The organism is Alkalimonas mucilaginosa (genome assembly GCF_036327005.1).
Classification (GTDB): domain Bacteria; phylum Pseudomonadota; class Gammaproteobacteria; order Enterobacterales; family Alteromonadaceae; genus Alkalimonas; species Alkalimonas mucilaginosa.
In genome coordinates this window covers 1-371 of the sequence record NZ_JAUGZK010000061.1, presented here as the reverse complement: position 1 = coordinate 371, position 371 = coordinate 1, and the positions used below count along the sequence as shown (strand labels likewise).

The 371-nt window shown below is 53.1% G+C and carries 1 protein-coding gene; it reads right to left on the bottom strand.

The genetic code is table 11. The annotated features are described in order from the left end of the window. On the bottom strand, positions 1–371 hold a 371-nt coding region (locus tag QWF21_RS18140), incomplete at both ends, for a transposase (protein WP_330089438.1).

Below are 371 nucleotides of genomic sequence, written 5' to 3'. Positions count from 1 at the left end.
CAACGGTACGTATCGCTTTGTTTGTCGTAGATGAAGTGCTTTTTCTTAAAATCATTTTTGCTGAAGTTCGGCCTGCGGTACGCGATGACCGGTGCGATTTGCCGCTCGCGAACAAGGTGGCACACCGGTGCAGTAAAGTACCCTGCATCCAACCCAACGGCTATCGGGTCGAGTTTGAATCGCTCAAGCTGCCGGTCGAGGCGTGCGATGTAAGGCTGACTATCATGCACATTGCCTGCGGTCACGAAGGTATCGGTGATGAGGCCATGACGGCCATCGACAGTGCGATGGTCGAGGTAAAAGAAGCCTTGTGGTTTGCCTTCACGTGTCATAAAGCCACTGTCTGGGTCCGTGGTACTGACTTTCTGGTC